An 11,614-nucleotide genomic window follows, 5' to 3' on the forward strand; every position below is an offset into this window, starting at 1 on the left:
AGAGGGGCTAAGTCCTTGCTACAGGATGATCAGTGAGGTGCATATCAATACATGTGGCGGCTAAGTTGTGTCCTGGACCCACCCACTTCCTCCTGGGATACTGGAAGGGGTCTTTCTATTAATGTCTGCTTCTGAGCCTTGAGTCAATTGTTTGACGATGACCTTTTCATTGATTTGCAAACCTGACACAAAATTTTATTGATTCCGAGCAAGGCGCAAAGCCTGCGCCAGTTTTTGCTGGTTGAAAGGCTTACGCAAAAGCTCGACCGGCGGCAGTTGCTGCCCGCTGCGGCGCAGATCCTGGCCACTGATTAACAAGCAGGTCAGATGCGGATAATGCTCGCAAGCGTGCAGGATTACCTCCGCCCCGCTCATCGGTCCAGGAAGCATTAAATCACTGATAACAACCTGAATATCCGGCACATCTTTCAGCAATTGAATGGCCTGCTGGCTGTCGCTGGTTTCCAGCGTCAGATAGCCAAGCTGATGCAATTGCTCGCAGAGCGTCTGGCGCACATCGTGTTCATCTTCCAGCACCAACACTAACGGGTTCTCTTCAGCATTAGCTCCGGCTGGTTCCGGTAATACTTCGCTGACCGCCTGCGCGGGCGCGCGTGGCAATTGTAAACGTACCAACGTTCCCTGCCCTGGTGCACTTTCAATTTCCACTCGTCCACCGGACTGGCGCACAAATCCATACACCATCGACAACCCCAAACCGCTGCCGCTCCCCGTCGGTTTGGTGGTGAAAAACGGCTCGAAGACCTGGGCTTTTATCTCCGCAGACATCCCCTGCCCGCTGTCTATCACTTCCAGCGCCACCATATCCTGCTTTCCACCGCCCGAACGCACCACGCGCTGGTTCCAGGTACGAATTTTTATGCTGCCGCTTTGCCCATCCATCGCGTCACGCGCATTCATCACCAGATTGATAATCGCATTCTCAAGCTGGTTAACGTCAATCCAGGCGGGCCACGCCGGGTGCTGGGCTTCAATTTCAAGCGTGAGAGTGGCAGGCAGCGAATGGCGGATCAGCGGGTCGAGGTTTTCCAGCAGATTTTTCATCGATATCGTATGCGGGTGCAGCGACTGTTTGCGGGAAAACGCCAGTAAGCGCTGGGTCAGCTGCGCGCCACGTTCGGCGGCTTTTAAGGCGCGTTGAATGCGTATGGCATCAGGCGAATCCACAGATGTCAGTTCCAGACTGCCGATAATCACTGCCAGCAAGTTGTTGAAATCATGCGCCAGGCCACCCGTTAATTGCCCCACCGCTTTCATCTTCTGGCTGTGAACCAGCGCCTCCTCCAGCGCTTTACGTTCGCTGCGCTCCAGCACCACGTTGACCATGCCGCGCCCCGGCACCGGGCTAAAACGCAGCTCGATAGTGCGATTGTCCGCAAGCCTTAGCTCCTGCGGTTTAGGAAGCGGGCGCGAAAGGTTCTCAACGATATGTTCCTGGAGCGGAGTCACCTGTTTTAGCAGGCTCATATAATGCTGCCCACGCTGGAGATGTTCCGGCGCAAGCCCCAGCAGCAGCGGATACTGCGGGTTCCACACCACCAGGATTCCATCGTTATCAAACAGCGCAAAACCGTCGCGCATGGCGTGGAAGGTGGTTTCCAGTTGCGTGCTTTTTTCTTTCAGCAGTTTCGAGGTGTGTTCCAGCGATGCGGTGTTTCTCGCAAAAACGTTAAATGCCCGCGCCAGTTCACCCAGTTCATCACGCCGCTGCAACGCAGGCACGCTAACATCACGCTCGCCCCGCGCCAGCCGCGTCATCGCATGGGAAATCGCCGTCAGGTTCGAGCCGAGGTTGCGGTAAATATACCACCCGGCAAACCCCGTAATCACCAGTGCCAGCAGGGCAAACAGGCCGATAAACGCAATCATCGATTGCAGCTCTTTGTGGCTCTGCTCGGTACGGTTGAGCGACTCCTGCGCCACCTTTTGCACGTACAGGTTGATGTCCTGATTCAAAAACGCGACCAGCGCTTTGATGTGGTACATATACCAGGAAATTCCGAGGTCGCTGTTTTCAAGCCGATCCGCAAGTGGCAGCAATTGCTGCAAATGAGCGGTGAACTCCTGCAATATCCCATCAACAAGCGGTGAAGCGGCGTGCTTTGGGAGTTGCTCCATCACGTCGGTAAGCTGCACCACGGTCGCTTTTGGCGATGGCGTTTGAATGGCAATCAGAATCAGGCGGTCCATTTCCGTTAACAGGCGCGCCTCCGGCAGCGCCAGCCCGTCACGGGCATTGATATCCTGAATATGATGCAAGTAACTTTGGTTTTGATACAGCGCACTGAGCAGCGCGTTGCGCTCCAGATGGCGGCGATGACCGAGTTCCAGCATCCGTGTGACACTGCTTTCCAGCTCGTTGCTGCGCTCCGTGATGCGTGTAACCAACTCCGGTTCGTGACTGGCCAGCGGGGCATTCGCCAGATGATTGAGCGAGTTCTGTAGCGCCTGCTGCGTTTGTTGCAAACGCTGCGCTTCACTTTGATATTCCAGCGCACCCACCACCTGCGTGAGACGCACCGCCGCCGTCGCCACATTGGCGGTATCCCGCGCCAACTCCATGCTGCCGGACATATCGCTCAGCGTTTGCCCCTGGACTTGCTCCTGCAAACGGCTGGCGTGATCAAAACCTAAAATCGCCACGCCGCACACCAGCAAAGTCACCGCCACTACCAGCAAATTAAAAGACAGCAAACGTCCACGGGCGCTGGTGAGAAAGGGTGTGCGGGGTGCAGGCATGTTGGCTCCGGACTGTAACCGAAAGTATGGAAACAGAATTGCCATATTCTCCAACCAGTGTCTAGTATTCCTCACTCAAAGTGGCGTAACAGCAATAAAGCATGGAAGCCTTAATAGTTCCTTCAATAAATCGGTAGAATTATTTATTCGAAATTCAATATCCAATAAATAAGCATCCATTAAATTACTAATTATTTACACTAAAGTAAGGTGCAATATGGCAAACTCAATTTATCTGACACTTAATGGAAAAAATCAGGGGTTAATATCTTCTGGTTGTATGTCGCTGGATTCAATCGGCAACAAGGCTCAGACCTCACATCTTGATCAAATTATGGTGTATGAGTTAAACCATCGTTTAACACGTATTGATAATGTGAATCACCAGTGTCTTACAATCAGAAAACCTATTGATAAATCATCCCCATTATTAAGCAAAGCCATTAATGATAATGAAATATTAAATTGTGAGTTTCCTCTTTATCGGACAAATCGTTTTGGGCTTAATGAGTTGTACTACATCATTAAGCTTACGGAGGCTCGTATTTGTGATTTACGACTTTCTGTGCCGCATGTTGTCGATGATAGTCAAGGTCTCGCAGAAGAGACCGTCTCATTTGTTTATGAAGCCATTAGCTGGGAGCATTGTTCTGCCGGGACAAGCTCTTATAGCTTGTGGATGGACCGTGTTTTTTAACGTATTCAAGATTATCACTCTATTAATGGACTATAGGTATGAATAATTCTAATTATTTAAAAATGAATATGGAGTCGGAAAGAAAAATAGCATTATCTCTAGAGGAAGGGTTAACATCGTTTCGGAAAAATGGGCATGAAGTGCTCAATAGCATCTATTCAGGTGCAGAGAGGGTGAGCTGGTACACATCCTGCTTTTTTGATAATTACCAGGATGTATGTCAGGAGTTAAAAGAAGAAGACAAAAGGATGATTGCCGCAATCAATGAAGTCTTCACAAGGAAAGATGTCATATTTGATATGATTGAGTTATATACTGGACATGTTTTAGATAACTTCAGTGATTCTGCCAGGGAAAGAATTGTCATTCAGGTAACAGGTTTTTTGGCAAAAAACAGAACTAAGTTTTCAACTAAATCAGCGCTATCATATTTAATAGCGAAATCTATTTCAGAGTCAATAAACTTCACCACTAAAATTCGAGTAGCGATTGGTAAAGTAAGCAATGTTATTCTTACGTTACTTGATTTCTATAGTAACATACAAAAAGCAGCTCTTTCAGCGAGACGATTGAAAACACTTAACCCAGTATTTTATCACATTCTCTACCGAAACAATCTGGAAATGCTGTACTTCATCCTTGAGCCTGCACTGCAAAGAAATATAGGAATTATCAATACCACCCTTAATGAAAGAGATGCTATCGCTATATTAAGAGATATTACAAAATGAAAAAATTCATGAAACAGTTCATTTTTGACTGGATAAAAACCGAAACATTGTATTCATATTTCCCGCTAGCCATCATTATTATTTTGTCCTGCGCTTTTTACAGATATTTTCCTGAGCATTGGGGGAAATTAACGTTTCTTTCAATTTTCATTGTCATCGTCGCGGTCTGGAAAATAGCGAAACGTATAGAAAAATAACCTCTATCACAAAATTCCTCACTCATATACCCGTCATTCTCCGAGTCGCAATCAATGTACCTGCAATTCACAGAATGATGGATATATGACAAATATGAACGACTTCTGACATTTTGCATTTACTTTGACGTGTTCAACTGGCAGCAATCGAACCTTCACCCGCAGGAGTCGCGCCATGAGTAGCGTTCCCATTCTGGAGATGCGCAACATTGCCAAATCATTTGGCAAGTTTTATGCGTTGAAAGGTGTCGACTTAACGGTGTTCCCCGGCGAAATTCACGCGCTAATGGGGGAAAACGGGGCCGGGAAAAGCACGCTGATGAAGATTCTCGCCGGGGCCTATACCGCCACCAGCGGCGAGATTTTAATTAACGGCCAGCCGTACAGTATTAAAGGGCCGAAGGATGCGCTCAACGCAGGCATCACTCTGATTTATCAGGAGATGCAGCTGGCACCGAATCTGACGGTGGCTGAGAATATTTTCCTCGGCAGCGAGCTTTCTCGCGGTGGTCTGGTCAAGCGCAAAGAGATGGTGATGCAGGCGCAAGCGGTCATCGACCGCCTCGGTGCGCAGTTTAAGGCCAGCGATTTGGTTTCGCGCCTGACGATAGCCGAACAGCAGCAGGTGGAGATCGCCCGTGCGCTGCACCGCAACAGCCGCATTTTAGTGATGGATGAGCCCACCGCCGCCCTTTCCTCGCGTGAAACTCATCGCCTGTTCGAGCTAATTATGCGGCTGCGCGACGAAGGCATGGCGATTATCTATATCAGCCATCGCATGGCGGAAGTGTACGAGCTTTCCGGCCGCGTGAGCGTGCTGCGCGACGGGCAATACGTCGGCAGTCTGACGCGTGAAAACCTCAATGCGAACGAACTGGTGCGCATGATGGTGGGCCGCCCGCTCAGTGACCTGTTTAATAAAGAGCGCGATATTCCGCTGGGCAGTGTGCGCCTGAACGTTCACCACCTGACGGACGGCGCAAAAGTGCAGCCGGTCAGCCTACAGGTCAAATCCGGCGAGATTGTCGGGCTGGCCGGATTAGTCGGAGCCGGGCGTTCTGAACTCGCACAGCTGATTTTTGGCGTGCGCAAATCGACGGGAGGGAGCATCGAAATCGACGGTAAGCCCGTCAAAATCCATTCACCACGTGAAGCGATTAGTCTCGGGATCGGTTTCCTGACCGAGAACCGCAAAGAGCAGGGTTTGTTCCTCGAACTCGCCGCGCAAGACAACATCACCATGGCGACCCTTGAGCGTGACGCCCATTACGGCTGGCTGGATCGCAAGAAAGCTCAGACCATTTCTGACGATGCCATCAGTTTGCTGAATATTCGCGTGCCACACGCGCAAGTGCGGGCTGGCGGGCTATCTGGCGGCAATCAGCAAAAACTTTTGATCTCGCGCTGGGTGGCGATCGGCCCACGCATATTGATCCTTGATGAGCCAACGCGCGGCGTGGATGTCGGCGCAAAAAGCGAGATCTACCGGATCATGAGTCAGATGGCAAAACAGGGCGTGGCGATCCTGATGATCTCAAGCGAATTGCCTGAGGTCGTCGGCATGAGCGACCGGGTTTACGTGATGCGAGAAGGCAGTATCGCCGGGGAGTTACATGCCGCGGATATTACGCAAGAGAACATTATGACGCTGGCAACGGGCGTTGAAGATGCCCATAAAAAGGGGGTTCACCATGGCTAGCCCAACCACGCCACAGCAAGTCGCTAAATCCGCCTCGCTGAAAAAAGCGCTGTTTGGCGATCTGATGCAAACCGTCGGCATTTTGCCGATTCTGATCCTGATCGTCGCCATTTTTGGCTTTATCACGCCAAACTTTTTTACCGAATCTAATCTGCTGAATATCGCCCGTCAGTCGTCGATCAATATCGTGCTCGCCGCGGGGATGACGTTCATTATTTTGACTGGCGGGATAGATCTTTCCGTCGGCTCCATTCTGGGAACCACGGCAGTGACCGCGATGGTGGTTTCACTGCTACCGGGCTGGGAATCGCTGTCGATCCCCGCCGCATTAATGATGGGCACCGGGCTGGGGCTGTTTAACGGCATGTTGGTCGCCTGGGCCGGATTACCGCCGTTTATTGTCACGCTCGGCACCTATACCGCCCTGCGCGGGGCGGCGTATTTGCTGGCCGACGGCACCACGGTGATTAATTCCAATATCAATTTTGAATGGATAGGTAACTCGTATCTCGGGCCGATTCCGTGGCTGGTCGTCATTGCACTGGCGGTGATTGTGGTCTGCTGGTTCATTCTGCGACGCACCACGCTCGGCGTTCATATTTATGCGGTTGGCGGCAATATGCAGGCCGCACGCCTGACCGGGATCAAAGTCTGGCTGGTGCTGCTGTTCGTGTATGGCATGAGCGGGCTGCTCTCGGGCCTCGGCGGCGTGATGAGCGCCTCGCGGCTGTACAGCGCCAACGGCAATCTCGGTACCGGTTATGAGCTGGATGCTATCGCTGCGGTCATTCTTGGCGGCACCAGTTTTGTCGGCGGTATCGGCACGATTACCGGCACGCTGGTCGGGGCGCTGATTATCGCCACGCTCAACAATGGCATGACGCTGATGGGCGTTTCGTATTTCTGGCAACTGGTGATCAAGGGTGCGGTGATCATCATTGCGGTGCTGATCGACAAATACCGTACCCGTCATCATCAAAGTGCATAACACAACACAACAATAGTCGTAGGTCGGATAAGCGTGAGCGTCATCCGACAAAACCAGACAGGAGATTTCACCATGCGTTTAAAGCTACTCGCTGCTGCACTCATGATTGCCGCTGTGCCTTTTGTTCAGGCAAAAGAACTGAAATCCATCGGGGTGACGGTGGGCGATCTCGCCAACCCGTTCTTCGTACAGATAACCAAAGGTGCGGAACTTGAAGCCCGAAAACTGGCGGGAGACAACGTGAAAGTGACGCTGGTTTCCAGCGGCTACGATCTCGGCCAGCAAGTTTCTCAAATTGATAATTTTATCGCTGCCAAAGTCGACATGATAATTCTGAACGCTGCGGACTCTAAAGGGATCGGTCCGGCGGTGAAACGAGCGAAAGATGCCGGGATCGTGGTGGTTGCGGTGGACGTGGCGGCGGAAGGTGCCGATGCAACGATCACCTCGAACAACACCCAGGCGGGCGAGATGGCCTGTAAATACATTGCGGATCGCCTGAAAGAAAAAGGCAACGTGGTGATCATCAACGGGCCGCCGGTTTCTGCGGTGCAAAACCGTGTTGAAGGTTGTGAAACCGAATTTAAAAAACACCCGGGCATTAAGATTCTTTCTTCTAACCAGAACGCCAAAGGCAGTCGTGAAGGAGGACTTGAAGTGATGACCTCTTTACTGGCGGCCAATCCGAAGATCGACGGCGTGTTTGCTATCAACGATCCGACCGCGATCGGTGCCGATCTGGCGGCGAAACAAGCCCAACGTAAAGAATTCTTTATCGTCGGCGTGGATGGAAGCCCGGATGCGGAAGAAGCGCTGAAACGCGGTGGAAATACGCTGTTTGTCGCAACGCCTGCGCAAGACCCGCAAGTGATGGCGGCGAAAGCGGTGGAGATTGGTTACGACATTCTGCAAGGCAAACCAGCGCCTAAAGAGCCGGTGCTGATCCCGGTGACGATGATCGATAAAAACAATATCGGCACGTATAAGGGCTGGACGGTGAAATAGTTTTCCCCTCACCCCAACCCTCTCCCAAAGGAGAGGGGGAAGACCGACCTGTTCCCTCTCCCTCAGGGAGAGGGCCAGGGTGAGGGTTGTTGAAAGGAGACAAAATGAAACGCTCCGAAGTTAATCAGATCCTCTCTCAAACGCGCCATTTCTTTATGCAGCACGATGTCCATTTGCCCCCTTTTGCGTCATTCGACCTGGCAAAATGGCAGCAGGTTGATAAGCAAATCTGGCAAGAAGTGTTTGATTTAAAACTCGGGTGGGATGTTACCGCATTCGGTGGCAATGATTTTTTCACTCAGGGCCTGACGCTTTTCACGCTGCGTAACGGTTCACCCGATGGCACACCGTATGCCAAATGTTATGCCGAAAAAATCATGCATGTTCGCGACGGGCAAATCACGCCGATGCATTTTCACTGGCGCAAACGCGAGGACATTATCAATCGCGGCGGCGGCAATTTGATTGTCGAATTGTGGAATGCCGATCAGTTCGAGCAGACCGAAGACAGCGACGTCACCGTGGTGATTGATGGTTGTCGCCAGACGCACGCGGCGGGCAGCCAGTTGCGCCTCTCACCAGGGGAAAGCATTTGCCTGGTGCCGGGTATTTACCACAGTTTCTGGGGCGAGTCGGGTTATGGCGATGTACTGGTTGGGGAAGTGTCGATGGTGAATGACGATGACCGTGACAACCGTTTCCTCAAGCCGCTTGAGCGCTTTAACGCCATTGTTGAAGACGAACCCGCGCGGCAATTGCTGTGCAACGAATATCGCCAGACCCTTTAATTTCCAACAATTTTTCCAACACCAGGGGAAACTATTATGGCTTTGATATCGCTCGCTGATGGGCTGAAACACGCGCGGGAAAATGGCTATGCGTTAGGGGCTTTTAACGTGCTCGACAGCCATTTTCTGCGCGCCCTTTTTGCTGCGGCAAAGCAGGAAAACTCGCCGTTTATCATCAATATCGCCGAAGTGCATTTTAAGTATGTCTCGCTAGATTCGCTGGTTGAAGCCGTCAAGTTCGAAGCGGTGCGCCACGATATTCCGGTGGTGCTCAATCTCGATCACGGCCTGCATTTTGAGGCGGTCGTTCGCGCTTTACGCCTCGGTTTTAGCTCAGTCATGTTCGATGGTTCTACACTTGAATATGAGGAGAATGTTCGCCAGACGCGTGAAGTGGTGAAAATGTGCCACGCGGTGGGTGTTTCGGTTGAAGCGGAGCTGGGTGCCGTCGGCGGTGACGAAGGCGGTGCGCTGTATGGCGAAGCCGACAGCAACAAGTTTACCGACCCCAAAATCGCGCGTGATTTTGTCGACAGAACCGGCATCGACACGCTGGCCGTCGCGATTGGCAATGCGCATGGCAAATACAAAGGCGAGCCGAAACTCGATTTCGACAGACTTGCCGCAATTGCCCAACAAACCGGCCTTCCGCTGGTGTTGCATGGTGGCTCCGGCATCAGTGATGAAGATTTCAGGAAGGCGATAACGCTCGGCATTCACAAGATTAATTTCTACACCGGGATGTCGCAGGCAGCACTCGGTGCCGTCGAGCAGCGAATGAATCAGCGTCACGCCATTTATGACGAATTCGCGGAGTTGCTGCTGGGTATAGAAGAGGCGATTACGGATGTCGTCGCACAACAGATGCAGATTTTTGGCAGTTCGGGTAAAGCGTAAGGAGAGGTTATGAATGAGCGCAGCGGGATTATTGCCGCCGGAAACATGTTAGTCGACCATGTGCATCAAATTGTGCAGTGGCCGCAGCGCGGTTGGCTCGCGGAAATTGTCCACAGCGAACGCTCCACCGGCGGCGCTCCGCTTAACGTTCTGCTGACGCTGGCAAAAATGCATGTCGGCCTGCCTCTCCAGGCCGTGGGTTTAGTCGGTGACGACCACGACGGCGATTACATTATGGCCATGCTCGATCAGTATCATGTGAATCGCCAGCATGTGCACCGCACCACCTTTGCGCCAACGTCGATGTCGCAAGTGATGACCGACCCTGACGGGCAGCGCACGTTTTTCCACTCGCCAGGTGCGAATCGCCTGCTTGATTTACCCGCTTTTGACCGTCTTGAATCGTCGTTCAAAATCTTCCATTTGGGTTATTTATTACTGCTCGATAGCCTCGATATGGAGGATGCGGAATACGGCACGCGCAGCGCCAGATTACTGGCGATGATGGCGCAGCAAGGCTATGAAACCTCGCTGGATTTAGTCTCGCGCCAGGGAGATCCGCGCTACCGCCCGATGGTGCTCCCAGCCCTGCGTTGGCTCGATTATCTGGTGATAAACGAGCTGGAAGCCGGTGAATTTAGCGGGCTGGAAATTCGTCACACCAACGGAGCGCCGCACATCGAAAATATTGCACAAGCAGCAACGTTGCTGCTGGAATCGGGTGTGAAGCAAAGAGTCGTGATTCATTGCCCGGAAGGGGCATGGGGCGTTGAACGTGGAAAAGAAGGCATGTGGGTGCCGTCGTTTATACTCGCCCGGAATGAAATTATCGGCAGCGTCGGCGCAGGTGACGCATTTTGTGCCGGAATATTATATGGCTGCCATGAAAAATGGTCGCTGGCTGACAGCCTGAAATTAGCCCACGCCTGCGCGCGATCCAATCTTTTATGTGCAAATGCGATAGATGGCGCAAAAACATTAACGGAATTACAGAGTTTTATTAGCGAGCAGAATTGATATTTATTACGCCGCATTATTTTCCGCCTGAATAACATCAGCCGAAAATACATATCCCACACCGCGTATGGTTCTTATTAATGCGGGCTGATGTGGGTTCGGTTCTATTTTTTTACGCAGGCGCATAATCAGCACATCTATCGTTCTGTCGAAGACTTCAAGGCTTTCGCTGTGGGTCAGTTCCAGTAATCTCTCACGCGATAACACTTTGCGGGCATTTTGCACCAGGGCCAGCAGCAGCCCGTATTCGCCCTGGGTGAGATCAACTTGTTCATGTGCACCATTGAATAGCTGGCAACGCCCGGTATCCAGCCGCCAGCCGTTGAAATGCACGCCGCTGGTTTTGGTTGTCGTCGTTTCTACCGCTAATGCGCCGGAACGCCGGAGCACCGCTTTAACTCTCGCCACCACCACACGCGGATTAAACGGTTTGCCGATGTAGTCATCAGCGCCCATTTCAAGGCCGACCACCACGTCAGATTCGCTACCTAATCCAGTGAGCATCACCACCGGCAAATCTGGCCGCTGGCGCTGAATCTGTTGCAGCACCAGCAGTCCATTAATATCCGGCAAAATCATGTCCAGCAGCACCAGCGCAATTTCTGGAAACTGCGCGATGGCTGTCAGCGCATCGTTTCCTGTATGGCAAACCCGCACCTCAAAAACGTGTTCGTTCAGCACGTCTCGCAGTACGTCACAGATTGCCAGATCGTCATCCACCAGCAAAATTGCAGGTTTCATGGTTGTACTCCGCGATGGATGCATTGAGAAATTATAAGTGTGAGTGATTGTTGATGGAGTACCGCATAAATCCCAACAGGCCGTGCCGAATTTT

The 11,614-nt window shown here is 51.8% G+C and carries 10 protein-coding genes; 8 read left to right on the plus strand and 2 right to left on the minus strand.

The window, feature by feature from the left end:
- Window positions 1–195: 195 nt before the first annotated feature.
- Entirely contained in the window at window positions 196–2,760 is a 2,565-nt protein-coding gene (locus DY231_RS21645; protein WP_115631489.1) for an ATP-binding protein, read from the minus strand.
- 217 nt (window positions 2,761–2,977) lie between these two features.
- Between DY231_RS21645 and DY231_RS21650 the strand changes: the two genes are divergently transcribed.
- From DY231_RS21650 to DY231_RS21695, 8 genes are all read left to right on the plus strand, one after another.
- On the plus strand, window positions 2,978–3,457 hold the full coding sequence (locus DY231_RS21650; protein ID WP_115631490.1) for an Hcp family type VI secretion system effector: 480 nt from the start codon (window positions 2,978–2,980) through the stop codon (window positions 3,455–3,457).
- 38 nt (window positions 3,458–3,495) lie between these two features.
- Window positions 3,496–4,188 carry a hypothetical protein gene (locus tag DY231_RS21655; protein ID WP_115631491.1) on the plus strand — a complete coding sequence of 231 codons (693 nt, stop codon included), beginning with the start codon at window positions 3,496–3,498 and terminating at the stop codon, window positions 4,186–4,188.
- A 372-nt stretch (window positions 4,189–4,560) separates the two neighbouring features.
- Window positions 4,561–6,084 carry a sugar ABC transporter ATP-binding protein gene (locus tag DY231_RS21665; RefSeq protein WP_115631493.1) on the plus strand — a complete coding sequence of 508 codons (1,524 nt, stop codon included), beginning with the start codon at window positions 4,561–4,563 and terminating at the stop codon, window positions 6,082–6,084.
- Entirely contained in the window at window positions 6,077–7,072 is a 996-nt protein-coding gene (locus DY231_RS21670) for an ABC transporter permease subunit (RefSeq protein WP_115631494.1), read from the plus strand. The genes DY231_RS21665 and DY231_RS21670 overlap by 8 nt, the downstream gene beginning before the upstream one ends.
- Before the next feature lie 72 nt (window positions 7,073–7,144).
- Entirely contained in the window at window positions 7,145–8,077 is a 933-nt protein-coding gene (locus DY231_RS21675; RefSeq protein WP_115631495.1) for an ABC transporter substrate-binding protein, read from the plus strand.
- A 104-nt stretch (window positions 8,078–8,181) separates the two neighbouring features.
- Window positions 8,182–8,865 carry a D-lyxose/D-mannose isomerase gene (locus DY231_RS21685; protein ID WP_115631497.1) on the plus strand — a complete coding sequence of 228 codons (684 nt, stop codon included), beginning with the start codon at window positions 8,182–8,184 and terminating at the stop codon, window positions 8,863–8,865.
- A 36-nt stretch (window positions 8,866–8,901) separates the two neighbouring features.
- Window positions 8,902–9,762 carry a ketose 1,6-bisphosphate aldolase gene (locus tag DY231_RS21690; RefSeq protein WP_115631498.1) on the plus strand — a complete coding sequence of 287 codons (861 nt, stop codon included), beginning with the start codon at window positions 8,902–8,904 and terminating at the stop codon, window positions 9,760–9,762.
- A 9-nt stretch (window positions 9,763–9,771) separates the two neighbouring features.
- Window positions 9,772–10,779 carry a carbohydrate kinase family protein gene (locus tag DY231_RS21695; protein WP_115631499.1) on the plus strand — a complete coding sequence of 336 codons (1,008 nt, stop codon included), beginning with the start codon at window positions 9,772–9,774 and terminating at the stop codon, window positions 10,777–10,779.
- Window positions 10,780–10,785: 6 nt separating this feature from the next.
- Here the strand turns inward: DY231_RS21695 and DY231_RS21700 are convergent, their stop codons facing one another.
- Entirely contained in the window at window positions 10,786–11,520 is a 735-nt protein-coding gene (locus DY231_RS21700; RefSeq protein ID WP_115631500.1) for a response regulator, read from the minus strand.
- Between the last annotated feature and the right edge of the window lie 94 nt (window positions 11,521–11,614).

The sequence above is a fragment of the Buttiauxella agrestis genome, assembly GCF_900446255.1.
Lineage (GTDB): Bacteria > Pseudomonadota > Gammaproteobacteria > Enterobacterales > Enterobacteriaceae > Buttiauxella > Buttiauxella agrestis.